This is a genomic window from Rhizobium sp. LEGMi-198b, assembly GCF_054114205.1.
Window position 1 is genome coordinate 194,764 of the sequence record NZ_JBSYVH010000009.1, and the last position, 25,984, is coordinate 220,747.

General features: G+C 60.9%; 24 protein-coding genes. 13 read left to right on the forward strand and 11 right to left on the reverse strand.

The window, feature by feature from the left end:
• Positions 1 to 7: 7 nt before the first annotated feature.
• The 4 genes from trpD to ACXHXG_RS28550 are packed head-to-tail and all read left to right on the forward strand — an operon-like array spanning position 8 to position 3,577.
• Positions 8 to 1,024, forward strand: coding sequence for an anthranilate phosphoribosyltransferase (gene trpD / locus ACXHXG_RS28535; protein ID WP_104823119.1), 1,017 nt, complete (start codon positions 8 to 10; stop codon positions 1,022 to 1,024).
• A 12-nt stretch (positions 1,025 to 1,036) separates the two neighbouring features.
• A complete protein-coding gene (gene trpC, locus ACXHXG_RS28540; RefSeq protein WP_104823120.1) occupies positions 1,037 to 1,852 on the forward strand; it encodes an indole-3-glycerol phosphate synthase TrpC in 816 nt (271 codons plus the stop codon).
• Position 1,853: 1 nt separating this feature from the next.
• Positions 1,854 to 2,348, forward strand: a complete 495-nt coding sequence (gene moaC / locus ACXHXG_RS28545; protein WP_104823121.1) for a cyclic pyranopterin monophosphate synthase MoaC — start codon at positions 1,854 to 1,856, stop codon at positions 2,346 to 2,348.
• Positions 2,349 to 2,350: 2 nt separating this feature from the next.
• The gene (locus ACXHXG_RS28550) at positions 2,351 to 3,577 is read left to right on the forward strand and encodes a molybdopterin molybdotransferase MoeA (protein ID WP_104823122.1); all 1,227 of its coding nucleotides are present in this window, start codon (positions 2,351 to 2,353) and stop codon (positions 3,575 to 3,577) included.
• Between the two features lie 67 nt (positions 3,578 to 3,644).
• Here the strand turns inward: ACXHXG_RS28550 and gnd are convergent, their stop codons facing one another.
• Complete coding sequence (gene gnd / locus ACXHXG_RS28555) at positions 3,645 to 4,670, reverse strand: phosphogluconate dehydrogenase (NAD(+)-dependent, decarboxylating) (protein ID WP_104823123.1); 1,026 nt, start codon at positions 4,668 to 4,670, stop codon at positions 3,645 to 3,647.
• 385 nt (positions 4,671 to 5,055) lie between these two features.
• Between gnd and tehA the strand changes: the two genes are divergently transcribed.
• Together tehA and ACXHXG_RS28565 are read left to right on the forward strand one after the other, a co-directional pair.
• Complete coding sequence (gene tehA, locus ACXHXG_RS28560) at positions 5,056 to 6,057, forward strand: dicarboxylate transporter/tellurite-resistance protein TehA (protein WP_104823124.1); 1,002 nt, start codon at positions 5,056 to 5,058, stop codon at positions 6,055 to 6,057.
• 36 nt (positions 6,058 to 6,093) lie between these two features.
• Positions 6,094 to 6,465, forward strand: coding sequence for a VOC family protein (locus ACXHXG_RS28565; protein ID WP_104823125.1), 372 nt, complete (start codon positions 6,094 to 6,096; stop codon positions 6,463 to 6,465).
• Between the two features lie 47 nt (positions 6,466 to 6,512).
• On the opposite strand, the gene ACXHXG_RS28570 is transcribed toward ACXHXG_RS28565, so the two are convergent.
• Positions 6,513 to 7,646, reverse strand: coding sequence for a citrate synthase (locus ACXHXG_RS28570; RefSeq protein WP_104823126.1), 1,134 nt, complete (start codon positions 7,644 to 7,646; stop codon positions 6,513 to 6,515).
• 84 nt (positions 7,647 to 7,730) lie between these two features.
• Here ACXHXG_RS28570 and ACXHXG_RS28575 point away from each other — a divergent pair, with 84 nt between their 5' ends.
• Positions 7,731 to 8,819, forward strand: a complete 1,089-nt coding sequence (locus ACXHXG_RS28575) for a citrate synthase/methylcitrate synthase (RefSeq protein WP_104823127.1) — start codon at positions 7,731 to 7,733, stop codon at positions 8,817 to 8,819.
• Positions 8,820 to 8,848: 29 nt separating this feature from the next.
• Here the strand turns inward: ACXHXG_RS28575 and ACXHXG_RS28580 are convergent, their stop codons facing one another.
• On the reverse strand, positions 8,849 to 9,724 hold the full coding sequence (locus tag ACXHXG_RS28580) for a LysR family transcriptional regulator (protein WP_283050443.1): 876 nt from the start codon (positions 9,722 to 9,724) through the stop codon (positions 8,849 to 8,851).
• Positions 9,725 to 10,233: 509 nt separating this feature from the next.
• Between ACXHXG_RS28580 and ACXHXG_RS28585 the strand changes: the two genes are divergently transcribed.
• Positions 10,234 to 12,135 carry a TPR end-of-group domain-containing protein gene (locus ACXHXG_RS28585; protein ID WP_199773550.1) on the forward strand — a complete coding sequence of 634 codons (1,902 nt, stop codon included), beginning with the start codon at positions 10,234 to 10,236 and terminating at the stop codon, positions 12,133 to 12,135.
• Between the two features lie 20 nt (positions 12,136 to 12,155).
• Here ACXHXG_RS28585 and ACXHXG_RS28590 read toward each other — a convergent pair whose 3' ends face one another.
• The 4 genes from ACXHXG_RS28590 to ACXHXG_RS28605 all read right to left on the reverse strand — a co-directional run bounded on the left by ACXHXG_RS28590 (position 12,156) and on the right by ACXHXG_RS28605 (position 16,228).
• Positions 12,156 to 14,015 (reverse strand): CHASE2 domain-containing protein, encoded by a 1,860-nt coding sequence (locus tag ACXHXG_RS28590; RefSeq protein WP_457901480.1) that lies wholly within the window; start codon positions 14,013 to 14,015, stop codon positions 12,156 to 12,158.
• Between the two features lie 13 nt (positions 14,016 to 14,028).
• Positions 14,029 to 14,556: a FecR domain-containing protein gene (locus ACXHXG_RS28595; RefSeq protein WP_457901481.1), complete on the reverse strand. Its 528-nt coding sequence runs from the start codon at positions 14,554 to 14,556 to the stop codon at positions 14,029 to 14,031.
• Positions 14,557 to 14,643: 87 nt separating this feature from the next.
• Entirely contained in the window at positions 14,644 to 15,693 is a 1,050-nt protein-coding gene (locus ACXHXG_RS28600) for a HoxN/HupN/NixA family nickel/cobalt transporter (protein WP_457901482.1), read from the reverse strand.
• Positions 15,694 to 15,835: 142 nt separating this feature from the next.
• Positions 15,836 to 16,228 carry a rhodanese-like domain-containing protein gene (locus ACXHXG_RS28605; protein ID WP_104823132.1) on the reverse strand — a complete coding sequence of 131 codons (393 nt, stop codon included), beginning with the start codon at positions 16,226 to 16,228 and terminating at the stop codon, positions 15,836 to 15,838.
• Positions 16,229 to 16,293: 65 nt separating this feature from the next.
• On the opposite strand from ACXHXG_RS28605, the gene ftrA reads away from it, so the two are divergent.
• Positions 16,294 to 17,331 (forward strand): transcriptional regulator FtrA, encoded by a 1,038-nt coding sequence (ftrA, locus tag ACXHXG_RS28610; RefSeq protein ID WP_104823133.1) that lies wholly within the window; start codon positions 16,294 to 16,296, stop codon positions 17,329 to 17,331.
• Here ftrA and pyrG read toward each other — a convergent pair.
• The 4 genes from pyrG to ACXHXG_RS28630 all read right to left on the reverse strand — a co-directional run bounded on the left by pyrG (position 17,294) and on the right by ACXHXG_RS28630 (position 21,547).
• A complete protein-coding gene (gene pyrG / locus ACXHXG_RS28615) occupies positions 17,294 to 18,922 on the reverse strand; it encodes a CTP synthase (RefSeq protein WP_260303864.1) in 1,629 nt (542 codons plus the stop codon). The genes ftrA and pyrG overlap by 38 nt on opposite strands.
• Before the next feature lie 144 nt (positions 18,923 to 19,066).
• A complete protein-coding gene (gene secG / locus ACXHXG_RS28620; RefSeq protein ID WP_457901483.1) occupies positions 19,067 to 19,621 on the reverse strand; it encodes a preprotein translocase subunit SecG in 555 nt (184 codons plus the stop codon).
• 115 nt (positions 19,622 to 19,736) lie between these two features.
• On the reverse strand, positions 19,737 to 20,507 hold the full coding sequence (tpiA, locus tag ACXHXG_RS28625; RefSeq protein WP_457901484.1) for a triose-phosphate isomerase: 771 nt from the start codon (positions 20,505 to 20,507) through the stop codon (positions 19,737 to 19,739).
• A 143-nt stretch (positions 20,508 to 20,650) separates the two neighbouring features.
• Positions 20,651 to 21,547 (reverse strand): alpha/beta hydrolase, encoded by an 897-nt coding sequence (locus tag ACXHXG_RS28630; protein ID WP_457901485.1) that lies wholly within the window; start codon positions 21,545 to 21,547, stop codon positions 20,651 to 20,653.
• 200 nt (positions 21,548 to 21,747) lie between these two features.
• Here ACXHXG_RS28630 and parE point away from each other — a divergent pair, with 200 nt between their 5' ends.
• From parE to ACXHXG_RS28650, 4 genes are all read left to right on the forward strand, one after another.
• Positions 21,748 to 23,811 (forward strand): DNA topoisomerase IV subunit B, encoded by a 2,064-nt coding sequence (parE, locus tag ACXHXG_RS28635; protein ID WP_104823139.1) that lies wholly within the window; start codon positions 21,748 to 21,750, stop codon positions 23,809 to 23,811.
• Between the two features lie 86 nt (positions 23,812 to 23,897).
• Positions 23,898 to 24,236: a nucleotidyltransferase domain-containing protein gene (locus ACXHXG_RS28640; protein WP_283050458.1), complete on the forward strand. Its 339-nt coding sequence runs from the start codon at positions 23,898 to 23,900 to the stop codon at positions 24,234 to 24,236.
• A complete protein-coding gene (locus ACXHXG_RS28645) occupies positions 24,233 to 24,634 on the forward strand; it encodes a HEPN domain-containing protein (protein ID WP_283050460.1) in 402 nt (133 codons plus the stop codon). The genes ACXHXG_RS28640 and ACXHXG_RS28645 overlap by 4 nt, the downstream gene beginning before the upstream one ends.
• 147 nt (positions 24,635 to 24,781) lie before the next feature.
• Positions 24,782 to 25,915 carry an esterase-like activity of phytase family protein gene (locus ACXHXG_RS28650; protein WP_260303869.1) on the forward strand — a complete coding sequence of 378 codons (1,134 nt, stop codon included), beginning with the start codon at positions 24,782 to 24,784 and terminating at the stop codon, positions 25,913 to 25,915.
• The last annotated feature ends 69 nt before the right edge of the window (positions 25,916 to 25,984 follow it).

Consider the following 25,984-nt stretch of genomic DNA (forward strand, 5'->3'; position numbering starts at 1 on the left):
ATAGCCGATGGCTGAATTGAAACCTTTCCTCGCCAAGGTCGCCAACCGCGAGGTGCTGACACGGGATGAGGCCCGTCAGGCATTCGAGATCCTGATGTCGGGCGAAGCCACGCCCTCGCAGATCGGCGCTTTCCTGATGGCGCTGCGCGTGCGCGGCGAGACGGTCGATGAAATCGTCGGCGCCGTCACAACGATGCGCGCCAAGATGCTGCCGGTGGAAGCACCTGCGGATGCGATGGATATCGTGGGTACCGGCGGTGACGGTGTTGGCACCTATAATATCTCCACGCTCGCCGCCCTGATCGTGGCCGGTGCTGGTGTGCCGGTCGCCAAGCATGGCAATCGCGCCCAAAGCTCCAAGGCTGGCACGGCCGACACGCAGTCCGTGCTCGGCATCAAGCTCGATGTCGGCCCCGAGACGATCGCTCGCTGCATTCGCGAAGCCGGAATCGGCTTCATGTTCGCGCAACTGCATCATTCCTCAATGCGCCATGTCGGCCCTTCGCGCGTCGAGCTCGGAACGCGCACGATCTTCAATCTGCTAGGGCCGCTGTCCAACCCGGCCGGCGCACGCCGCCAACTGCTCGGCGTCTTCGCGCCGCAATGGGTCGTGCCCCTTGCCGAGGTGCTGAAGGATCTGAATGCGGAAAGCGTCTGGGTCGTGTACGGCAACGGTATCGACGAGATCACCACCACCGGCCCGACGAATGTCGCCGCGCTTGAAGACGGCAAGATCCGCACCTTCGAGCTGACGCCTGCCGATTTCGGCCTGCCGCATGCCTCGCTGGCAGACCTCAAGGGCGGCGACGGCGTCTTCAATGCGGCAGCGCTGCGCGACGTGCTCAGCGGTGCGAAGAACGCTTATCGCGATATTTCGCTCGCCAATGCCGCGGCATCCCTCGTGATTGCGGGCAAGGCGGAAACGCTTCATGATGGCATGAGGCTCGCGGCTCAGTCGCTCGACAGCGGCGCGACCGCCGCCGCGCTGGAAAAGCTGATCGCCGTCTCCAACGCCGAAGAATAGGATTAGGACGTCATGACCGATATCCTCCAGAAGATCGAAGCCTACAAGCGCGAGGAGATCGCCGCCGCGAAGGCCAAGGTCTCGCTTGCCGATCTCAAGGCGATGCAGGCCGGCCAGTCCGCGCCGCGCGGCTTCCATAAGGCATTGGTCGCCAAGAAGGATGTCAGCGCCTTCGGCCTGATCGCCGAGATCAAGAAGGCAAGCCCGTCCAAGGGGCTCATTCGCCCCGATTTCGATCCGCCCGCCCTTGCCAAGGCCTATGAGTTGGGCGGCGCTGCCTGCCTCTCTGTGCTGACGGACAGCCCAAGCTTCCAAGGCGCACCGGAATTCCTGACCGCCGCCCGTGCCGCCTGCTCTTTGCCGGCATTGCGCAAGGATTTCATGTTCGAAACCTATCAGGTGCATGAGGCTCGCGCCTGGGGTGCCGATTGCATTCTCTTGATCATGGCCTCGCTTTCCGACAGCGATGCCGAGCGCCTCCAGGACGAAGCCTTCGGCCTCGGCATGGATGTACTGGTCGAGGTGCACGACGCCGAAGAAATGGAGCGGGCATTGAAGCTGTCTTCGCCGCTCGTCGGCATCAACAATCGCAATCTGCGCACCTTCGAGGTCAGCCTGACGGTCAGCGAAACCCTGTCCACCATGGTTCCCGAAGGCCGGCTGCTGGTCGGCGAAAGCGGTATTTTCACCCATGCCGACTGCAAGCGTCTCGAAGCCGTGGGCATCACCACCTTCCTCGTCGGCGAAAGCCTGATGCGCAAGGACGACGTGGCGTCCGCGACGCGCCTGCTGCTTACCGGCGAAACCGGCGTTCTGGCGGCAGAGTGAAATGAGCACGGAGAAAGCCGGCCTGACCCATATCGGCGCCTCCGGCGAGGCGCATATGGTCGATGTCGGCGACAAGGCCGAAACGGTTCGCATCGCCACCGCTGAAGGCCATGTGAAAATGAAGCCGGAGACGCTGGCGCTGATCCGCGAAGGCAATGCCAAGAAAGGCGATGTCATAGGCACGGCCAGGCTTGCCGGCATCATGGCCGCCAAGCAGACCGCCAATCTCATCCCGCTCTGCCATCCGCTGATGCTGACCAAGGTCACGGTCGATATCACCGAAGATGCTGCCCTGCCCGGCCTGCGCGTGACTGCTACCGCAAAGCTCACCGGCCGCACGGGCGTCGAGATGGAGGCGCTGACGGCAGTTTCCGTTGCCTGCCTGACGATCTACGATATGGCCAAGGCCGTGGACCGGACGATGGAAATCGGCGGTATCAGGCTCTTGGAGAAGTCCGGCGGCAAATCCGGCGACTTCCGTCATCCAGGGGCCTGAAGATGAGTCTTTTACCCGTTGTCGACGCCCAAGAACGTCTGCTGAATAGCGCAACGCCGCTCCATCGCGTCGAAAGCGTTGAACTCGACATGGCGGAAGGCCGGGTTCTCGCCAAGGATCTGGCTGCACGCCTCACGCAGCCGCCCTTCGATGCCTCGGCGATGGATGGCTATGCGCTGCGTTTCGAGGATGCCGCCGAACCGGGAGCGGAATTGACCGTGATCGGTGCTTCCGCCGCCGGTCACGCTTTCGAGGGTGTGGTCGGCAAGGGCGAAGCGGTCCGTATCTTCACCGGTGCGCTAGTTCCGGCCGGAGCCGATACTGTGTTGTTGCAGGAGGACGCGCTACGGCTGGAAGACGGCCGCATCCGCACCACCTATCCCCTGCGTAAGGGGCAGCATATCCGCCCGCGCGGCCAGGACTTTGCCGAAGGTGAAGTCGTGCTCGCGAAAGACACGGTGATGGATTTTTCGCGACTGACGGTTGCCGCCGCCATGAACCATCCGGCACTCGATGTGTATCGGCGTCCATTGGTGGCGATCCTTGCGACAGGCGACGAGCTGGTGACGCCGGGCAGCGAGCCCGGTCCCTCACAGATCATCGCATCAAATACATTCGGCATTGCCGCTCTCGCCCGCAACGCCGGCGCTCATGTGCTCGATCTTGGCATTGTCCCGGACGACAAGGCGGAAATCACCGCCGCGATTGGCCGCGCGCAGGTGGCGAAGGCCGATGTCATCGTCACGCTCGGCGGGGCCTCGGTCGGTGATCATGATCTGGTGCAGGCCACCATGGTCGAGGTCGGCATGCAGCTTGATTTCTGGCGCATCGCCATGCGTCCCGGCAAGCCGCTGATGGTCGGCAGCCTCGGCGAAACCCACGTCCTTGGGCTGCCAGGCAATCCGGTTTCCAGCCTCGTCTGCGGCCTCTTGTTCCTGGAGCCGCTGATCCGCAAGCTCGCTTTATTGCCGCCCGTGAAGCGTGAAGCCATGGCGCGGACCACCGTAACGCTCGCCGCCAACGATCAGCGCCAGGACTATATCCGGGCAACGCTGACGAAATCCGCGGATGGCGGCTGGCTGGTCGAGCCTTTTTCCAAGCAGGATTCCTCGATGATGAAGGTCTTTTCCCGCTCGGATTGCCTCATTATCCGCCCGCCGCGCACGCCCGAGCTTGTGGCCGGCTCTCCCTGCCCGGTTCTGTTGCTGCGTCCGGAGCTGATGAGCTAAGCCGGATATGAAAATGCCGGGCAGTTTGACCCGCCCGGCGCGAATGTCTTCCAATCGAAAGGGAAAATTACTTCGCCGGCTTCTCGTGATGGCCGCCGAAGCCTGCGCGCATAGCAGACAGCACCTTGTTGGCGTAATCGTCATTACCGCGCGAGGCGAAACGGCCGTAGAGAGCGGCGCTTAGCACCGGCGTCGGTACGCCTTCGTCGATCGCAGCCGAAATGGTCCAGCGGCCCTCGCCCGAATCCGAAACGCGGCCGGCATATTGCGACAAGGCCGCGTCGCCATGTAGTGCGTCGGCGGTGAGGTCGAGCAGCCAGGAGGTGATCACGCTGCCGCGGCGCCAGACCTCGCTGATTTCGGCGATGTCGAGGTTGTACTGATAATATTGCGGATGCGACAACGGCGCGGTTTCGGCGTCGGCTTCGGTGGTCTGCAGGCCGACATTGGCATGACGCAGCACATTGAAACCTTCGGCGTAAGCGGCCATCAGGCCGTATTCGATGCCGTTATGAACCATCTTGACGAAGTGGCCGGCACCCGACGGACCGCAATGCAGGTAGCCCTGCTCGGCGGTGCTGACGCTTGAGGCCGCTTCGGAGCGCATTTTCGACGGAGCGACATCGCCGACGCCGGGTGCGAGCGTCGCGAAGATCGGCGACAGGTGTTGCACCGTCGCCTTTTCGCCGCCGATCATCAGGCAATAGCCGCGCTGCAGGCCGAAAACGCCGCCGCTGGTGCCGACGTCGACATAGTGAATGCCTTTCGGCTTCAGCTCTTCGGCGCGGCGGATGTCGTCGTGGTAATAGGAGTTGCCGCCGTCGATGACGATATCGCCGTCTTCAAGCAGCGGAACGATCTTGGCCAGCTCCTTGTCGACGATCGCAGCCGGCAGCATCAGCCAGACGGCGCGAGGACGGGAGAGCTTCGATACGAAATCTTCGAGCGACGTGCTGCCGGTGGCGCCGAGCTTCTCAAGCTCCGTGATGCTTTCCGGACGCGCGTCGAAAACGACGGCGCTGTGGCCGCCCTTCATCAGGCGCTGCACCATGTTGCTGCCCATACGGCCAAGGCCAATCATTCCGATTTGCATGTGTCGGTCTCCTGGGAAGTTTAATCGGTTTGAAAACTCCATAAAGACATTTCGCAATCTTTGCCAATGAACAAATGACGGGCGAGCCATGCAGGCGTGCAGGATTGGGCGGAAAACGCCGCGTTCACGCATCTGTGATATTGCCCGTCGCTGTCCCTTGCTTTCGCGGTGCAATAAGCCAGAATATCTGCACCATTTTGATAGCCCGATTTCGCTTCGCTGGCTTGAACAGAAACGTCTAATTCAACAAAACTATCACAATTCGTTGTCGTAAGCTGCGTAGGCGAAATTCGATGCGAAATGGGGTAAGTTTCGTGATCGATCCGGTTTTCTTCAGAGCTCGTCTACGAAGGCGTTTAACGTTACGTCCGTCAACGGAGGCACCATGGCCATTCCCTTAAAACTGCCGCTCGTTCCGGCTGCATTCTTTGGCATGGTGCTCGGCCTTTCCGGTCTTGCCAACGCTTGGCGTGTGGCGGCGCGGGTCTGGCAATTGCCGGCGGCAATTGGTGAGACGATCACCTTCGTCTCGATAGCCGTCTGGGCAGTGCTGATCGTGCTTTACGTGCTGAAATGGGCGGTGGCCCGTGAAGAGGCGTCGAGGGAAGTGGTCCATCCCGTGCAATGCTGCTTCATCGGCCTCGTCGGGGTCGCCACCATGCTGGTCGCCGGTGGCTTGCTGCCCTATTCCCGCGTTGGCGCCGAATCTCTGTTTATCCTCGGCGCCTTATATACGCTTGCCTTCTCGGTCTGGCGCACCGGCGGTCTCTGGCAGGGCGGGCGCGACGTCACCACCACGACCGCCGTGCTTTATCTGCCAAGCGTGGCCGGAAGTTTCGTGACTGCGAGCGTCGCAGCCGCCCTCGGCTTTCCCGATTGGGGTCAGCTCTTCTTCGGCGCCGGATTTTTCGCCTGGCTGGCGATCGAATCCGCGCTGCTGCACCGTCTTCTGACAGCGCCGGCATTATCATCGCCGCTACGCCCGACGCTCGGCGTTCAACTTGCACCGCCGGCCGTCGGCGCGATTGCCTATATCAGCGTCACACAGGGAGCGCCTGACCTTATCGTGCATGCCATGATCGGCTATGGCATCCTGCAGGCCTTGATCATGCTGCGCCTCCTACCGTGGATCACGAAGGAGGCCTTTAGCCCCGCCTATTGGGCCTTCACCTTCGGTGCGACGGCGCTGGCGACTGCACCCTTGCGCCTGATCGAGCGCGGCGACATTGGCCCCGTCGCACAACTTGCGCCGATCCTGTTCATCGCCGCCAATATCGCCGTGGGATTGATTGCGTTCGCGACGATCTGGCTGATTGCCAACCGCAAACTGACCATCGGCTGGGTCGAGCTGTCGCGTCAGGACACCGGCGCTCTCGGACAGCGTTGACCGGCCGAGGCCTGCCGGAGAGTTTCAGGAGTGAATATGCTGGATCACGTTACAATTGGAGTTAGCGATGTGGAACGGTCGAAGGCCTTCTACGATGCGGCTTTGCTCCCGCTCGGGATCGAACGTCTATATGGCGAGGGTGCGATTTTTGCCGGATACGGGATCAGGCCGAGAGCCTTCTTCTGGATAGGACATCGCGACACGCCGCAAACTGGCGTTCATGTCGCCTTTGCCGCTGAAAGCAGAGCAATTGTTGATCAGTTTTATGAGGCGGCGCTGGCAGCCGGCGGGCTGGACAATGGACCGCCAGGCATCCGATCCCACTACCACCCAGACTACTACGGTGCGTTTGTTCTCGATCCAGACGGACACAACATCGAGGCTGTCTGCCGCTCGGCGGTGGGCTAAATCTGTCCGCAGATTGATTTCGGGGATCTGGCAGAGGCACCTGCCGGTCACTCCACCGGCGGACCGACGTAACGGGCGCGTGGCCGGATGAGATGACCGCTCGCGGATTGCTCCATGGCGTGCGCCAACCATCCGACAGTGCGGGCAAGCGCGAAGATGATCAGCGGCGCGTCCTGCGGCAGACAGCAGGCGGATGTCATCGCCGTCAGGGCAAAATCGACATTGACGGGTTCGCCGATCAATTCTTCCGCCGCCTTGCGCACCTTCGCGAACAAAGGCGGCAGCGTAAAGCAGGCAAGCAGCGCCCGGGCGCGCGCATCGCCGTCGGGATAGAGCGGGTGGCCGACCGCCGCCAGCGACCTCCCCTCGGCAAGATAGCTACGGACCGCCTCCTCAGCGCCGATTGAAGCAGCAAGGTCCATCAGCGAGCGCACGCTTTGCCACGCGCCGCCATGCAGCGGCCCGGTCAGTGTTGACAGGCCGGAAAGTGCCGCGGCCGATAGTGTCGCACCAGCAGAGGCGGTGATCCGCGCTGTGAAGGTCGAGGCATTGAGTTCGTGGTCGGCTAAGAGCACGAGAGAACGGCGAATGAGTTCGCCCGCATCAGGCTGGTTCCATGCTTCAGCAAGGCGCAGATGCAGTGGCACATGGGATAGGCCCGGTGCCAGCGCATCGGCAACCGTACCGAATACGCTTTCCGCTTCATTTCGCAGCGCCGGGAGCGAGCGCCCGAGCGACGGCAGGTCGGTTGAGGCGCGCTCGGCCAACGCCGAAAAGACCGCCGCTAGGGCGGATGACTCGTAATTGCCACCTTGCCCCTCCAGCCGCAAGGGCCGTTTCATGTCCCACAGGAGACAGGCCACTTCCTCCAAGGTCGCGTATTCGGCGAGCTTCGCCGCATCCTGCCCGCGATAGAACAGCCGGCCATGCGAAATTGTCGACAAGGCCGAAGGCAGCACAGGATCACCCCACTGGATGGCATCGGCTGCAACGGCCTCGGTCTTTCGCCGTCCCGCGTGGCGCGCCGCCAGCCGCTTGACGTCATCGGCGAAATAAAGGCTTCGCCGCGTGTCGGTTGGATCGGGTTTCGCACGGATGCGGCCACGGCTGACATTCGCGTAAAGCGTCTGTGATTTGGTGCCCAGGAGGTTCAGCGCCTGCTCTGCCGTCAGCCAGCTCATGGTTCCTCATATTGATCAATTGCATCAAGATTGACGTCAATGAAAATAGGACTGATCTAAGTGCGTAGTCAAAGGAGAAAAATGATGAAAAGTGGTCTCGAAGATATCATTGCTGCCGAAACCAAGTTGTCCGATGTGGACGGTGCTGCCGGCCGCCTGATCATCCGCGGTGTGTCGCTGGACGACTTGGTCGCGACCAGCCGCTTCGAGGATGTCGCCGCGCTACTGCTAGAGGGCTTGTTCGAGGAACATGTCGATGCCGCAAGCATCAGGGCGCAATTGGGCGCCGCGCGCGTGGAACTGTTCGCACATGTGAAAGCGGCTGATGCGGTCTTGCTGGCTCTGCCGCCGGTGGAAGCCATGCGGGCGCTGCTGGCTCGCATCGGAGACGGCGATGATTTTGCCGCGGTCATCCGCCTGATGGCGGCGCCAGCGGTCTTCCTGCCTGCCGTGCTGCGCCTTCAAAACGGCAATCGGCCGGTCAGGCCGGATGCCTCCCTATCTCAATCCGCCGACATCCTGCGCATGCTGACGGGCAAGCGCCCGACGCCACAGCAGACCGCCGGCCTCGATGCCTATCTGGTCACGATCTCCGATCATGGATTGAATGCTTCCACCTTCGCCTCTCGCGTCATCGCCTCGACCCATGCCGGCCTGACCTCCTCGGTATTGGCTGCGATCAGCGCTCTCAAGGGACCGCTGCATGGCGGTGCTCCCGGCCCGGTGCTCGATATGCTGGATGCGGTCGGTGAGCCCGCTAATGCCCGCGCATGGCTGTCGCAGGCGCTTGACCACGGAGAACGGCTGATGGGCTTCGGTCACCGCATATACCGCGTCCGCGATCCCCGCGCCGATGCACTGAAGACGGCGCTGCGGCCGATCTTTGCGAGCGGTCAGGCCGATGCTGGCCGCATCGCGCTCGCCGAGGCGATCGAAGCCGCGGCTCTGGCTCTGTTGAAGGAGCGCAAGCCCGACCGTCCGCTGGAAACCAATGTCGAATATTATACCGCCCTGCTGCTCGATGCTCTCGGTTTCCCGCGTAACGCTTTCACCGGCGTCTTTGCGATCGGCAGGACGGTGGGTTGGATCGCCCATGCGCGCGAGCAGATGCTCGATGGCCGCCTGATCCGTCCGCAATCGCGTTATGTCGGGCCTTTGCCGAAGGCTGCATAGTATTTGGCGGCTGGCGAGCCGAATGATCCTCAAGCGGCCGCCATCTGTCGCGGCCGCATCAACCCTTCGCGGATATGGCGGGCAAGTTCGGTTGCCGGCGGTGTCGCTCCGCTTTTAGACAAATGGAGGTTGATGGAAAAGACCGGCAGGTCCGGCAGACCATCGCCTGCGCCGAGAATATCGAGGTCGGCGGGAACGGTAGAGGCAAGCCAGGCGGTGATCGCAAGATCGGTGCGCACAGTGGCCGTCGTCGCTTCGATATTGCCGTTCTCGAACACGGTGCGCCAGCGTCGCCCGTCGTCTCGGAGCGCCGCGAATACCGACGGTCGGAAGGCGCAGGTATCGGCCACCATCGAAATCGGTAGCGGATTCTTCCGATGGGCGCCGCCCGCTTTTGCACCCACCCAAACCAGCCGGTCGATCGCCAGGCATTCGCCCTTGGACGTGCCGAGCGGCTCTTCGATGACGCCGAGATCAATCACGCCATTGTCGAGCGCCTGCATCAACTCGGGCGATGAGCCACAGACCAGAGAAATCTCTACCTGCGGATGACGTTCCGCATAGGACCTTAGAACCGGCGCCAGAACCGTTCCGACGAGATCATGGGGCACGCCGAGCCGCACGCTGCCTTCTACGGTGGTTTCCGCCATGTCGGCCCAGATATCATCATTGAGGATCAGGAGCCGGCGGGCATTGCCGAGCATCCGCTCTCCCGCATCCGTCAATCGCAGTCCGCGATTTTCCCGCTCGAAGAGAGCACAGCCCAGCATCTCCTCCAGTCGCTTGATCTGCTGGCTGACAGCGCCTTGCGTCATGTGCAGCATTTTGGCGGCAACTGTCATGCTGCTGTGATCGGCAACGGCGGCGAAAGTCCTGATAAGGGCGATATCGAAGTTTCTGACCATGTCCGCATCATAAACGCTAATGCATCTGGCCTTCAATATTCGTTTTTCTGATGGCTGCCATGCACCTATGTCTCTACTGGAAATGGAGACCAGCCCGCGTGACCATTGAAGCCTTGTTATTCTGATTCTCTTTGCGCTCGTCTCGACTGTCACGCCAGGCACCGCCGCGACGCTTCCCAAAGTTCTTGGCGCGCGCTCAATTTTTCCTCGCCTGCCTGCCTGTGATTTTCATCATTCCCATGGGACACAGATAAAACCAAAAATGGCGAATATACCGCCAAATATATGGGATTTTGCGTAGTTCGGGCTAGCGAAAATGGTGAAACTATAGCCCTTACCACAAAGGGACTAACCACAAAGACCGCTCGCTTCTTGGTGTGGAATGGTGCTATCTGCGCGCCCTAAATGTTTTCCAACTGCCACGGTGCAATATGGAACGCTACGCACGACATTGTGACAATATCGGCGTAAACTGCAGCCTTAGACCACGGGATGAATTCGGGGGGCACTTGGAGCGCCGACTGACTGCCATTCTTGCTGTGGACATCGTGGGCTACAGCCGCTTGATGGGGATGGACGAGGCCGGCACGCTGGCAGCGGTCAGGCAGCATCGTGCCGAAGTTCTGGACCCCAGGATCACCGAACACAAGGGGCGCATCGTCAAGCACACCGGCGATGGCATGCTGGTCGAATTTTCGAGCGTAGTGAATGCAGTCGCCTGCGCCGCCGAAATTCAGCGCGATATGCTGACGCGAAACGAAAACGCACAGCAGGAGCGCCGCATCGAGCTGCGTATCGGCATCAATCTCGGCGACGTCATTGTCGAGGATGGCGACATCTTTGGCGAAGGCGTCAATCTGGCGGCCCGCCTGGAAGCCATTGCCGAGCCGGGTGGCATCGCCGTCTCCGCTTCGGTGCGCGATCATGTCGGCTCTCGCCTCGGCGTTTCCTTCGAAGATCGTGGCGAGCATTCCCTGAAGAACATCGCCCATAGCGTTCGCGTCTACACCGTTTCTCTCAGTGCGCCGACGACCTCATCGGTCATCGCTCTGCCGAGGCGGGATGGCCGCAAGCGGCTGGTGGCCGTGCTGCCCTTCGTTAACATGAGCGATGACCAGGAACAGGAATATTTCTCCGACGGGATTACCGAGGATCTGATCACCGATCTCTCGCAGATTTCGGACCTCAATGTCGTCGCCCGCAACACCGTCTTCACCTACAAGGGCAAGTCGGTGAAGGTGAAGCAGATAGCGCAGGAACTCGGCGCCGATTTCGTGCTGCAGGGCAGCGTCCGCAAGGCCGCCCAGCGCGTACGCATTACCGGCCAGCTCATCGACGCCCGCAACGGCGCGCATCTCTGGGCCGGCCGTTTCGATCGCGACCTGACCGATATTTTCACCATTCAGGACGAGATTACTCATGCGATCGTCGACCAACTGAAGATCAAGCTCCAGCCGGAGGAGAAGAAGGCGATCGAGAGCGAGCCGACGGCCAATATCGAAGCCTATACCTACTATCTTCGGGGGCGGCAGTTCTCGCATGCTTGGACGCGGTCCTACCTGCTACTGGCGCGGCGTATGTTCCTGAAGGCCGTCGAGCTGGATCCGGATTACGCCCGCGCCTATGCCGGCATAGCCGATTGCGACTCGGCGCTGAGGGATTGGAGCCCACGCGAGTTTCCGCTGGAAAACATCATGGCGATGAGCGCCAAGGCGCTGGAACTCGATCCCAATCTGGCCGAGGCCTATGCTTCGCATGGCCTGGCTTTGCATCAAAGCGGCCAGAACGAGGAAGCGACGGCCGCCTTCGCTCGGGCCATGGCGCTGCAGCCGAACCTTTACGAAGCGAATTTCCACTACGGCCGCTTCCTGTTCATGCAGGGCCGGTTCGAGGAGGCCGTGCATTATTTTGAGCGCGCGGCAACGATCCGCACCGATGACTATCTGTCGCCCGTGCATCTCATCAGTGCCTTCCGCTCGCTCGGAAAGACGGAGGACCTGGAGCATTGGGCAAGGATTGGCGTCGAGCGTGCGGAACGAGCGCTCGATCTCAATCCGGAAAACTCAGGCCCCGCCCACCGCGGCGCTATCGCCCTCGCCCATCTTGGCGAGGCCGGGCGAGCCCGGGAATGGGCTGCGCGTGCGCTCACGATCGATCCGGACGACGTGTGCACCCAATATAATGTTGCCTGCGCCTATGCCGTACTTGGGGATCGCGAAGCAGCGCTGGACCTGCTCGAAAGATTGCTGCCGATGAGCTCTGCCTATCAGGTGCTCTGGTTCAGCAATGATTCTGATCTGGATTCGCTGCGTGACTCGCCGCGGTTCCACAAAATGTTCGAGAGGTTCAATGTGGGGCATGCCCCGGCGGAGGAGCACAGGGTCTCCAGCGAAGACGAAGCTCTTTGCTAGAGCGCTGCATTCTTTCGGGATCAGGCCCGGCTGCGCCATAGCCAAACGGCAAGAGAACCGGCACGACCGCGCAGGCTCGCTTCGATCGGACCATCGAGCTGGCCTTCCGTATAGGGTTCGCTGTCGCGTCCGGCAGATTGCAGCAGGTCGTTGCTGAACGCGATCTCGGCATTGCTGCGGGCAGCCACCTCCATCAGGCGGCTGGCGACATTGACAGTGTCGCCGGTCGCCGTGATCTGCTGGCGGCCGTGACCGCCGAGCCTGGAGGCGACGACGGTGCCGAAATGCGCTCCGATCTTGAAACCGATGCGGGAGGCGATGGACTCCGGCAGGGTTCCAAACCAGCCTCTCATTCGATCGGCCAGGCGAATGCAGCAGCACGCCGCATTGGCGGGATCATCCCTCTTCGGCTGCGGCAGGCCGAACAGGATCATGGCGCCATCGCCCATGAAGCTGGTGATGGCACCGCCGCAGGCAGACACTTCCTCGTCGACGAGATCATAGAAGCCGTTCAACAGTTCGCGCACCGCCGTTGGGCCGATTGCTTCGCTGAGGCCTGTGAACCCGTTGAGATCGATGAAAACAATGGCCGCTTCCTGACGCACCGGTTCCGTCAGAAAGCTGGGATCGCGGGCAAGATGTTCGGCAAGGCCCGGCGCCTGAATGCGCTGCAGGAGTTCGCTCTGCTGCTCGAAATGCCTGGCCTGCTTGCGACCCAGCCAGAGCTGCACGGCACCGAACAACAGTGCCGGCGGTATCGCAGCCGCGATCGGCACGGCGGCACTTAGCCAGATGCCATGCTTGAAGGCGCTGACGTTGATCGACAGCCAGGCAAGGATGACGCAGAGCGCTATGATCAGGCCGATGGTGTTGCGCCGCCAGGCAAGCAACCCGACGAGAACGACCGGCAGGCCAATGGCAAAGCCGAGGTCAATGAGGCGCACGTCGCGGTCGCGGACCAATCCGTCCCCGGCGATCAGATGCGTGATTGAAGTGGAAATGACCTCGACGCCCGGCAGGACCGGATCGAAGGGTGTCGGAAAGACATCGCCGCCGCCGGTAACGGTCGCGCCGATGACGACGATGTGGTCCCTGATCGCCTCCTCCGGCAATTGCCCTGTTAGCGCTGCACTGGCGCCGATGGTGCGGATCGTGCCACGCGGACCGTAGAAAGAGAGCGGCAAGAGATAGCCGGTATCGGTATGCACCAAACGATCGCCGAGCTTGATGTGGTCGGAAATGACGGTCGTAGGCTCGCTGGTGGCGGCGGAAACGACGCGCAGCGAGAAGGATGGTTCGATCCGCCCGCCGCTGCGAAACAGCATGGGCACGAAACGCGGCGTTCCCGTCTTGTCGGTCTGGACGTTGACGACACCATAGCTCGCTGCCTGCGCAAACCGCGGCAGCGGCTCCAGGAATTGCAGGGCGCTGGGTACACGCGCAAGCGGCTCCTTGCTGTCGTCGGCAACACGCTGGCGACTTTCGGGAAAGATGCCGGCGACGGCCAGCACGGCGTTGGTCTTTCTCAGCGATTGTGCCAGCGCTGCATCGTCGGCCTCCGCGCCGGGATCCACCAAGAGCATGTCGAGCCCGATTGCTTTCGGCTTCAGCGCGGTGATGGCATCGACGACTTTCGCGAGGGTGGCACGGGGCAGCGGATAGTGGCCCGCTTGACGGGACGCCTCGTCATCGATGGCGACGATGGTAACGGTATCGGGCGGTTGCCGGGTACCGCCGAGCACGTTCCTGAGATTGGTCAGCGTCGCCTCGGCACCGTCGATAAAGGGAATATCGCCGCGCAGATGAGCGATGCCAAGGCCCGCACCCCAGACGGCAGTCAAGACGAGCGCAATCAGCGTCTGCAGCGGTGGTCTGCGCATGGGAATCAGGATCTCACTGGCCGAGGCGGCCCATCAGCGCGCTTATGCGTGGTTGCTTCCAATTCGTAACACGCAGGGGACCGCGGCTGCGATCGACATCAACCCCCTGCCCTTGTCCAAGCGTAACACCTTGTCCGGTCGAAACCTTGTTAACGGCGACGCGGCCGCGCAAAACCAGTACGGATGTCTTGCCGCGCCCCGCGTCGACCGCCCATCGTGTGCCGCGCACCGCAGCGATCGCCTGCGGTGTTACCACTTCGAACCCACCCTTGATGCGGCTGTTGTCGACGTCGACCAGCGCCGCGTTGCTGTTGAGCACGACAGCGTCCACCTGGCCGTCGCGATTGCGGTCGGCAAGCCGGTAGCTTGCTCCGCGCTCGATAGTAATGCTGAGGCCCGGCTCACAATTGAGCGTCTGGCGCTCGGCACTGACCGCCGCTCGCAGCGAACAGCCGGTCGTTTGTGCAGAGGCCGAGCCGGTCGCGGCCACGCACAGAACAGCTATTCCGGCAGCGCCGAGAAAACGGTTTGTCTGGATCATGGTTGTGCCCCCTCACGAAATACAATTGTGGTCGCGGACGCCAAATTCCAGCCGCGGCAATATAAATCTGTGAGAAGTGATGATGCGTCAGGAGTGGTTAATCTGCAAGTTGTCGTAGCCCTTGGCTTTGTAGAGGATAGTCGAAACCAGCCAGCTCAGCAGGAAGATGCCTACGACCGCGAAGCCGAAGTTGGCGAGATTGTCGTTGAGATCGCCGATGAAGCTCCAGACGCCGCCCTCAAGACCGAGCTTGTCGGAGATCAGCCCCAGGGCCTCGATACCGCCAATGAAGATCGCAACGACAACCGAGGCCGCGGTGATGGTCAGATTGTACCAGAGCTTGCGCACCGGCTTGACGAAAGCCCAGCCATAGGCGCCGGTCATCAATATGCTGTCGCTGGTGTCCATCAGCGACATGCCGGCGGTGAAAAGCGCCGGGAAGACGAGAATGGTCCAGAAGGACATGCCCTGTGCCGCCTGCGCCGCGGAAATGCCAAGCAGGCCGATCTCGGTCGCCGTATCGAAACCGAGACCGAAGAGAAAGCCGATCGGGTACATATGCCAGGAACGGGTGACGACCTTGAACATCGGGCGGAAGATACGTCCCAGGAAACCACCGCCGGCAAGCAGCGTATCAAGATCCTCCTCCGCGATCCTCCCGCCCCTTTGCGCTCGTCTGAAGGCGGACCACACGCCCTTGAGGACGAAGAGATTTGCAATGCCGATCAGCAGCAGGAACGCGGCCGAGACCGCCGTGCCGATGACGCCGCCAATATCGTGGAAGGAATCGAGTTGGCTCTGCATGGCGGCCGCCGTTGCGGCGATGACAACAGATGCAAGCACGACGATGGTCGAGTGGCCCAGCGAGAAAAAGAAACCGACCGCATAGGGCTGTTTCCGCTCCTGCATCAGCTTGCGCACGACGTTATCGATCGCGGCGATATGATCGGCATCGAAGGCGTGGCGAAGCCCGAACATATATGCAAGAAACGCAATACCCAGAAGCGATGGCCTGTCGGCGAAAGCGGCCCAGGCCCAGATCCATGCGGCAATATTGAATGCGATCAGCAGCACGAAAGTGAAAGCTATCTTGGCTCTCGATCTTTCCGCGCGATCGTCAAATGGATTGAGAATCATACTTTTTTCCTGCTATGCTTACGTGCACAGTGCCACGGAGCGGGAAACGGCGCGACAGTCAAATGGCGTATATGCCAAGTTTTTCCGCACTGTCACAAAAATGAGCAAACCCGGCGAAGGCCGGGCTTATCTTGTCGATTTGTCAGCCCACTTCGAACGGATTGCCCTCATCTGCCCAGCCTGTGATGCCGCCGATCATCACCTTTACGCGCTTGCCGAGCGTGCCGAGACGTAACGCCGCCTTGTCGGTGCCGTTGCAATGCGGTCCGGCGCAATAGACGACAAACAGCGTTTCGTCGGGCCACTCACTCATCTTCCGTGCGGTCATTTTGCCATGCGGGAGGTTGATCGCGCCGGGAATATGCTGCTCCTGAAACAGGGCCGGCCCGCGCACGTCGATCAGGACAAAGTCCGCATTGCCCGATGTCATCGCCTGATAGACGTCGGAGCAATCGGTTTCGAAAGCAAGCTTCCGGGCATAGTGCTCTGCGACGACACTCGGCGCTGCGGCAGGGATTTCACTGACTAGGGACATGTAACGCTCCTTCTTCCGTTCGGTGCATTCATGCCTGAGCGGTCCCAGAGTTGAAATTGGCCGAAATGCCATATAGCGTCAACATCATGCCAAATGCAGACACCACCAATCTTTTCGGCCCGCATGTCGTCACCCTCGTCTATGACGGGCTTTGCACGTTCGAATTCGGCGTCGCTTATGAAATCTTCGGCCTGCCACGCCCGGAAATGGGCAACGACTGGTACCGGTTTTCCGCCTGTGCAATCGAGGATGGCCCGCTTCGTGCCGCCGGCGGGCTGACGGTGCAGGTCGACCACGGGCTTGAGATCATTGCCGACGCCGATCTGATCGTCGTGCCTGGTTGGCGCGGCATAGGGACGCTCGTTCCTGCCCCACTGCTCGCCGAGCTGCAGGCAGCCAGCCGCCGCGGCGTGCGGATCATGTCACTATGCTCGGGCGTCGCAGTCCTTGCCGCCGCCGGATTGCTCGCGGGCCGAAAGGCGACGACGCATTGGCGCTACGTAGATTCGATCGCCGCGCGCTACCCGGACATATCAGTGGATGCCGATGTTCTTTATGTCGATGAAGATAGCGTGCTGACCGCCGCCGGCAGTGCGGCCGCTATCGATCTCTGCCTACATGTCGTGCGCCGGGATTACGGATCTGACATAGCCAATAGCGTCGCCCGTCGTCTCGTGGTGCCGCCGCATCGCGAAGGCGGTCAGGCGCAATATATCGAGACCCCGGTTCTGAAACAGCGCGAGGGCGCGCGCTTGGGTCCCTTGCTCGAATGGATGCGCGAGCGTCTGCAGGAAGATCAGCCCATTGCCGTGCTTGCAGCGCGGGCGGGAATGAGTGTGCGGACCTTCCAGCGTCGTTTCGAGGCGACTACCGGCATGGCGCCGGGCGAATGGCTATTGAGCGAGAGGCTGCGGCGCGCTCGGGATCTGCTCGAAAAGCAGGCTGCCATTTCGCTTGACGATGTGGCAGTGGCGAGTGGATTTGGATCGCTTGCCACCATGCGCCATCATTTTCGGGAGAGGCTTGCGGTCAGTCCGAGCGACTACCGCAAGCGATTTGCCGCCCTTAAACCAGTCGGCTCTGTTCCGTCGCCGCTTCGATGAAGCTCGAGAACAGCGGGTGCGGTTCCAGCGGTCGGGACTTCAGTTCCGGGTGATACTGGACGCCGATGAACCACGGATGATCCGCATATTCGATCGTTTCCGGCAGGACGCCATCCGGTGACATGCCCGAGAAGGTCAGGCCGCAATCTTCCAGCTTGTCCTTGTAGTCGATGTTGACTTCGTAGCGATGGCGATGACGCTCGGAAATGTCGGTCGAGCCGTAAATTTCGGAAATCTTGGTGCCCTTCTTCAGCGCCGCCTTGTAGGCGCCAAGCCGCATCGTGCCGCCGAGATCGCCGGATGCCGTGCGCTTCTGCAGTTCGTTGCCCTTCAGCCATTCCGTCATCAGGCCGACGACAGGTTCGTTGGTCGGACCGAATTCGGTGGAGGATGCGTGTTCGACACCGGCGAGATTGCGGGCCGCTTCGATGACAGCCATCTGCATGCCGAAGCAGATGCCGAAATACGGCACCTTCCGCTCGCGCGCGAAGCGGGCCGCGTGAATCTTGCCCTCGGAGCCCCGCTCGCCAAAGCCGCCGGGTACGAGAATACCGTGGACCTTTTCGAGATACGGCGCCGGATCTTCCTTTTCGAAGACCTCCGACTCGATCCATTCAAGCTTGACCTTGACGCGATTGGCGATACCGCCGTGGTGCAGCGCTTCGATCAGCGACTTATAGGCATCCTTGAGGCCGGTATATTTGCCGACGATGGCGATCGTTACCTCGCCTTCCGGCGTGCGGATGCGGTTGCAGACCTCTTCCCATTGTTCTAGCCGCGGCTTCGGCGCCGGCTCGATGCCGAAAGCGGCGAGCACCTCATTGTCGAGGCCTTCCTTATGGTAGGCCATTGGCACATCGTAGATGTTAGCGACGTCGAGCGCCTGGATGACGGCGGACGGACGAACGTTGCAGAACAGCGAAAGCTTGCGGCGCTCTGCCTCGGGGATCTCGCGATCCGCACGCACAAGCAGGATGTCCGGATGAATGCCGAGAGCCTGCAGCTCCTTGACGGAGTGCTGCGTCGGCTTGGTCTTCAGCTCGCCGGCAGCCGGGATGTAGGGCATCAGCGTCAGGTGGACATAGATCGCCGTGCCGCGCGGCAGGTCGTTACCGAGCTGGCGGATGGCTTCCATGAAGGGCATCGCTTCGATGTCGCCGACCGTGCCGCCGATCTCGCAGATGACGAAATCATAATCGTCATTGCCCTCGATAACGAAATCCTTGATCTCGTTGGTGACGTGCGGAATGACCTGAACGGTGGCGCCCAGATAGTCGCCGCGGCGTTCCTTGTCGATGATGTTCTTGTAGATGCGACCCGTCGTGATGTTGTCGGTCTTGGTGGCCGAACGACCGGTGAAGCGTTCGTAGTGGCCGAGATCGAGGTCGGTTTCCGCGCCGTCGTCGGTGACGAAGACTTCGCCGTGCTGGGTCGGGCTCATCGTGCCCGGGTCCACGTTCAGATAGGGGTCGAGTTTGCGCAGGCGGACCCGATAACCGCGGGCCTGCAACAACGCTCCGAGAGCCGCGGCCGCAATTCCTTTTCCGAGGGAAGAAACCACGCCGCCAGTGATGAATACATATCGCGCCATGGGAGTCACCGGATACCTTTTAACAAATGATTCCGCCAGCCCTAAAATTCGTTTCCGGAATTTTGGACACAGAACGCGGAATGTTGACAAAACAAAACCGGCAGATCCAAGGACCTGCCGGAGGATGATCGTAGCTGACCGGGCTTACTGGCCGGTCGGAACGCCGTTGCCACCCTGGGCCGGCGTTGTTGTCGTCGCAGGAGCCGTCTGCTGACCGGTGGCCGGAGCAGGCTGCGTCGTGGTAGTTGTGGGCTGGGTCGCCGTAGCGGCCGGTGCCTGTTGGGTTGCCGTCGGAGCAGGCTGGGTCGACGTCTGAGACTGCGGAGCAACCGCGCCGCTGTTCGGAACGCCGTTATTGTTGGCTGGCTGGGACTGGCCGCCTGCCGGTGGTGCGCCCTTCTGGCCGCCGAGCGAATCGAGAATGCCGTTGCCCTGGCCCGCCGTGCTCGGAATACGGTTGAGAATGTCGGTCGGACGTCCCTCGAAGCGAGACAGCACGTTCATGCCGAGCGCCAAAACGAAGAACAACGCCGCCAGGATCGCCGTGGTCCGTGTCAACGCGTTGGCCGTGCCGCGTGCCGACATGAAGCCCGATCCGCCGCCAATGCCCAGGCCACCGCCCTCCGAGCGCTGAATCAGCACCACGCCGATGAGAGCGATGACAACCATGAGATAGATGACAAGCAGTACGGTTTGCATAGGTCCAGTCCTGCCCGCGGGCGCGGGCATCAAAAAGAAAAGCTCGCGGCTCTTTACATGAGGCTCTCGCCTATTCCAAGTCCTTTTAAGACCGGAATATAGGCAAGTGAAACCTTCAGGCGAACTGCCGTTCGAATGCGCCATAAATGGCGAGGAAGTCGACGGCTTTCAAGCTTTGGCCACCGACAAGCAAACCGTTGACATTGGCGACGGCAAGCAGGTCGGCCGCATTCGCGCCGTTGACCGAGCCGCCGTAGAGAAGACGAAACTTTTCGCCATCGGCGCCGAAGCGCGCCACCAATTCCTTGCGAATGAAGGCATGCGCTTCCTCGACATCCGCCGAGGTCGGAACCTTGCCCGTGCCGATCGCCCAGATGGGCTCATAGGCGATGACGGTCGTCTCCGAGACGGCGCCATCGGGCGTGGAACCGGCGAGCTGACGCTTGAGCACATCCAGCGTCTGGCCATTGTCGCGCTCGTCCGCCGTCTCGCCGATGCAGATGATAGTGACGAGCTCGGCCGCAAGCGCCGCTTCCGCCTTGGCACGCACCAGCGCGTCGCTTTCAGCGTGATTCCTGCGGCGCTCGGAATGGCCGACGATCACATGTGTGCCGAAGCAATCCGCGATCATCGCGGCGGAGACGTCGCCGGTATGCGCGCCGCTGACCAATTGATGGCAATCCTGCGCTCCGATTGCCAGCGGACTGTCGTCGCAGAGCGCGGTCGCAACATAGAGAAGGGTTGCCGGCGGGCAGAGCAGCGTATCGATCTTCTCGGATAGCGGCGCTTTCACGCCCTCCGCGATAGCCTTGACCTGGTCCAGGCTGGCCCGCGTGCCGTTCATCTTCCAATTTCCCGCCAGAAGCGGTCGTATTTTTTGCGTCATTCGGCGTTTCCCTCCCGTCAACTCTCTCTGTCGCACTAACAAAACTAAGGCAGAAAGAAAAGTTGTCGAAAGCGGCCGGAACAAGTTCAAACCGTTTAAAAAATCGCTTTTCCGAAATTAAATCGAAATTTTTTCGAAGAAAATTATGACGGCTGTGGATCAAGGAGCCAATTCAGCACCTTCCGCCAATCGGTCATGCGTACCGGTGTGCCATGGTTGCCGGTGGCAAACAGGGTGAATCGCGTCGGGTAATGCGTCTTGTAGAGTTTTTCGAACAGAGCTTCCTGGTCGGCAGCGGCGTAGACCGGGTCCTTGCTGCCATGGGTGAACCAGACCGGCAACTTCGCCTTGTAGAAAGCGCTTTTGACGAAATCCGGATCGGTGACTCCGCTCAAAATCGCCATCCCTTTCAGACGCTTGACGCTTTCAGCGTCGCGCGTGATACCCCAGCAAATGAAGCTGCCCATGGAAGCGCATGTGAGGATGACAGGCCTGCCGCCGGATTGCTCGTAGGAATATCGGATCAGGGCCGCGATGTCGGCGACGCCGTCGCTGTCGAAGCTCTTTACGCTCGGCGCGTAGTATGTACCGCCGCTGATATAGGCGAGGTTCTTCAGCCGGTTGAAATTGCCGCCGAACGTGTAGTCGTTCGACCCCAGCCTGCGGTCGCCGCCGCGGCCGTGGATGAAGATCACTGTGAAGGCCTGCTTGGATGCCGGGCCGATGCGGGTCACGTCGAGCTTGCGGTCGCCGAGCGGCAAAGTTTCGTCCTCTTGCGCTTTCCATCGCACGCCGGTGGCGACATAGGCCGGCTTGACGCGCCGTTCCGGCACCTCGTCGCGGCCGTTGATGTCCCGCATTTCCTGGTAGTCGATCGTCTGGAAAGCACCATTGTCATGGCTTTCGAGGACCGTCTGATTGGAAAACAGGTCATCCTTGAAAGGCTTCAAGGCCTCTGCGGCGGCACCCGACGCGGCTGCTAGCGGCAAAAACGCCGCAATTGCTGCTAAAATCGACAAATGAGCTGTGGACATTCGCATGCGGACACTTCCCTCGATAGGCCCACGGGCTTGCCATTCGCCGCCCGGCAACGCAAATCTTTTTTCCGAATTTGCCCCGTTACCGGGGTGCCATCGCGCTCGCGCGTCGTTTCTGGCAGAATCACGGTGATTCGCGAAACTGACGGCAAATGCGGTGATTTTGGGGTATGACCCCTTCAAGGACAAATCTGAACAGTTCCATGGATAACAGCAACGATCTCTTCTCCGGACTGCCCCTTTCGCCGAAACCGGAAGCGGCGGACAAGCCGGTCGTCAAGGCTGAAAAGCCTGTGGCCGCCCCTGCCCCGCGCCCTGCGCCGGCAACCTCGACTGCCGAGGAATATGGGGCGAATTCGATCCGCGTTCTCGAAGGGCTGGAGCCGGTGCGCATGCGCCCTGGCATGTATATCGGCGGCACGGACGAGAAGGCGTTGCATCATCTCTTCGCCGAAGTCATCGACAATTGCATGGACGAGGCCGTCGCCGGCCATGCCGATTTCATCGACGTGTATCTCGACCAGCAGGGCTATCTGACCGTCACCGACAATGGCCGCGGCATTCCGGTCGAAAACCATCCGCAGGTGCCGGGCAAGTCGACGCTCGAAGTCATCATGACCAAGCTGCATGCCGGCGGTAAATTCGACGGCAAAGCCTATGAGACCTCGGGCGGTCTGCACGGCGTCGGCGTGTCTGTCGTCAATGCGCTGTCCGATGATCTCGAAGTCGAGGTGGCGCGCAATCGCAAGCTCTATCGCCAGCGCTTTTCGCGTGGCCTGCCCCAGGGCGGGCTGGAAGAACTCGGCGATGTCCATAACCGTCGCGGCACCCGCGTGCGCTTCCATCCCGATCCGCAGATCTTCGGCGAGCATGCCAAGTTCGATCCTGCCCGCGTCTTCCGTATGGCGCGGTCCAAAGCCTATCTTTTCGGCGGCGTAGAGATCCGCTGGAGCTGCGATCCGGAATTGGTGCATGGAGGCTCCGATGTCCCGGAAAAGGCCGTCTTCCACTTCCCCGGCGGTCTGAAGGATTACCTCAAGGCGACGATGGGCAACGAGTTCACCGTCACGCGCGAGATTTTCGCCGGCAAGTCGGAGAAGGCAAGCGGCCATGGTTCGCTGGAGTGGGCGATCACTTGGTACGGCGGCGACCCGCAGATCCATTCCTATTGCAATACCATTCCGACCCCCGAAGGCGGCACGCATGAAGCGGGCCTGCGCATCGCGCTCACCAAGGGGCTGAAGAACTATGCCGAGATGACGCAGAACAAGCGCGCGGCGGGTATCACCACCGACGACGTGATGATCTCCGGCGTCGGCATGCTTTCCATTTTCATTCGCGAACCGGAATTCGTCGGCCAGACCAAGGACAGGCTCGCGACCGTCGAGGCGCAGCGCATCGTCGAAAATGCATTGCGCGATCCCTTCGATCATTATCTCACCGACAATCCGGCCGAAGCCGAAAAGCTGCTGGAATGGGTGATCGAGCGTTCAGAGGAGCGCCTGCGCCGCCGCAAGGAGAAGGAAGTCAACCGCAAGACGGCGGTGCGCAAGCTGCGCCTGCCGGGCAAGCTCGCCGATTGTTCGCAGAATACCGCCGAAGGCGCCGAACTCTTCCTCGTCGAAGGTGATTCGGCTGGCGGCTCCGCCAAGCAGGCGCGCAACCGCACGAACCAGGCGATCCTGCCACTACGCGGCAAGATCCTCAACGTCGCCAGCGCCGGCCGCGAAAAGCTGTCCGCTAACCAGCAGATCGCCGATCTCGTCCAGGCGCTCGGCTGCGGCACGCGCTCGAAATATCGCGAAGAGGACCTTCGCTATCAGCGCATCGTCGTTATGACCGATGCCGACGTCGACGGCGCCCATATCGCCTCGCTGCTAATTACATTCTTCTATCAGGAAATGCCCGAGCTGATCCGTGGAGGCCACCTTTTCCTGGCCGTGCCACCGCTCTACAAGATCACACAGGGGTCGAAATCCATCTACGCCCGCGACGACGCCCATCGGCTGGAGCTGATGGAGACCGAGTTCAAGGGCAAAGGCAAGGTCGAAATCAGCCGCTTCAAAGGCCTCGGCGAGATGCTCCCCGCCCAGCTTAAGGAAACGACCATGGACCCGGCGAGACGTACGCTCCTGCGCGTCGAAATCGACGAGGTGGATTTCGAGGGCACGCGCGAAGCCGTCGATAATCTCATGGGCACCAAGGCGGATGCCCGTTTCCGCTTTATCCAGGAGCGTGCGGCATTTGCGGAGAATCTGGATATTTAGCGGAATACGGCGCTCTTCTATTCGATACTTCTCCGATTTGCAGTTATTAGTGTATGTTTGGAAGGCATTTTGGAAAGCTGAGGCGCATGCACCAGATTGACCTTGCTACCGAACAAGCAGTTAAACGCTTCGTGGGTTTGATAGCTGACCGTTACGATACGGCCGGCGCTATCGTCTATGGCAGCCGAGCGCGCGGGACGCATCGTCCAGACAGTGATGCCGATGTTGCAGTTCTTCTCAGCGGCGAGCATCAACGCTTTCTGTCCACGAAGCTTGCGATGGCTGACGTGGCTTTTGACGTGCTGCTAGAGACTGGAATCAACATTTCGCCACTTCCTATCTGGCTCGATGAATGGGAACATCCGGACCACTACTCGAATCCGGCCTTGCTTCATCGTATTGCTAAGGAAGGTATTAGGCTGTGAGCGGCAATTTGATGGCAGGAGCTTTGATAGCCAAAGCAGATCAGGCGTGTAAATCAGCTCGCGTCCTTCTTGATTTGGGAGATGCTGACGGTGCTTGCAATCGCGCTTACTATGCAATGTTCGATGCCGCACGCGCCGCGCTCCTTGCATCCGGCGCCGTGAAAGGGGACATCGGCAAGACGCATCGCGGCCTCATCAATGCCTTTAGTGAACATCTCGTGAAGGACGGCCCCATATCCAAGGAGATGGGGCGGTCCTTGAAACGGGCTGAGGAAATTCGTGTGGTCGCAGATTATACAGGTGATCTCATTGAACTGAGCGATGCCCGTGAAATCGTAGGTCAGGCAGAGACGTTTGTATTGGCCATGCGTAATGCATTTCTGCCTGACGAGGAGTAGTTTCGCAGTTCTCCCTGCGGCAAAAGCGACTTCGCGATATTTTTATCGAATTGACCGATATCCGTAACGAAAGCGTCACGGGCGGATGCATAGATGCGGCATCTTTGCGAACCCGCCAACTCATGATCCGGATGTGACGATATCGCCATGTTGAAGCCCTTTTTGATGACTGCCGCCGCGGCCCTTCTTTTCGGTTCCACCGCTGCCCGCGCCACCGACATCGGTACGATCGATGTCCCCTGCCCCTTCGGTGACTGCAAGGCGGGTATCAGCCTCTCCTATCTCGGCGAATACGACATTCCGACGGGCTTCATGGAGAACGGCGTTGAAGTCGGCGGTCTCTCCGGCATCGATTTCGACCCTTCGACCGGCCATTATGTCTCCATCAGCGACGACCGCTCCGAAAAGGCACCAGCGCGCTTCTACGATCTCGATATCGATGTCAGCGCCGCCGGTCTCAAGGGCTTGACGGTGCTCGATCACGTGACGCTGAAAGATAAGAACGGCCAGCCATTCGCTACCCGCACGGTGGATTCGGAGTCGATCCGCATCGGCAAGGACGGCATCTATTGGAGCAGCGAAGGCGACGGCAAGGCGCTGCTGCCGCCTTTCGTGCGGGTTGCCAATCGCGACGGCAGCTTCGTCCGCGAACTGCCGCTGCCCGCAGGCTTTGCACCGACCGCCGACAAGAGCACCGGCATCCGCGACAATCTGGCTTTCGAGGACCTGACCTTTCTCTCCGGCGGAGATCTTCTCGTCGGCATGGAATCGGCGCTTTACCAGGACGGGCCGATAGCGACGCTGACCAACGGCGCGCTTGCCCGCCTGATCCGCTATGACACGGCCACCGGCGAACAGAAGGCGCAATATGTCTATCCGGTCTCGCCGATCCCGCAGGCGGCTGGCAAACCTGGCGGCTGGAATGATTTCGGCATGTCGGATTTCGTGGCGCTGGACGACCGGCACGTGCTGTCGATCGAACGCGGCTATGCGCAGGATGTCGGCAATTCGGCCGTCATCAATATGTTCGATCTCGAAGGCGCAACCGATGTTTCGAACATCCCGTCCTTGGCTAAGACCGATCAGCGTATCGTGCCCGTGCGCAAGGCCCAGGTCATGGATCTGCGCGCGCTCGGCCTTGCGCCTGACAACATCGAGGGCATCACCTTCGGCAAGGCGAAAGACGGCACGGATGTGTTGATTTTCGTTGCCGACAACAATTTCAATCCGACGCAGAAGACACAGTTCTTTGCCTTCAAGGTCATCCGCCGGCCGCAATAATAGGCGGTCTACTCTCGCGTCGGTAGTCGTCCGGCTGTCACGGCAACGGAATATATAGGCTTTCAAGTA